The 477-nt window shown below is 43.0% G+C and carries 1 protein-coding gene; it reads left to right on the top strand.

Annotation, left to right across the window (positions count from 1 at the left end):
- A partial coding sequence (locus GFC01_RS18005) for a condensation domain-containing protein (protein ID WP_152948499.1) occupies positions 1–477 on the top strand: 477 nt, incomplete at both ends.

Raw genomic sequence — 477 nt, 5'->3', positions numbered from 1 at the left:
CACTAGTATTACGCACAAATACAGCTGGTAATCCAACCTTTAGTGAGCTTTTGAAGCGAGTGAGAGACGTTGACTTAGCAGCCTATGAGCATCAGGATCTGCCATTTGAAAGACTAGTCGAAATTCTAAATCCAACCAGGTCCAGATCAAGAAATCCATTGTTCCAGGTCATGCTAGCCTTCCAAAATACACCGAAGGCAGAAATGAAGCTGACACAACTTGACTCAGATCTTTACGTGAAACCAGTAGGGTCAGCTAAATTTGATCTGACCATCGAATTAACAGAACAAAGAACGGAAACTGGGTCAGCAGCGGGATTAACAGGATTGTTTGAATTCAGCACAGATGTATTTAAACAAAGCACCATTCGAGCAATCGCTGACAGAATGAAGCGCTTTTTAACAGAGGTAGCTGAGCGCCCGCATCTGCCGATTGGTCAAGTGAACATTTTATCAGATAAAGAGCGGCAAACATTTC

This window comes from Desulfofundulus thermobenzoicus, assembly GCF_009428905.1.
Taxonomy (GTDB): Bacteria; Bacillota; Desulfotomaculia; order Desulfotomaculales; family Desulfovirgulaceae; genus Desulfofundulus_A; species Desulfofundulus_A thermobenzoicus.
Note: the sequence above shows the minus strand (reverse complement) of the source record. Positions and strands in the feature narration are given on the sequence as shown.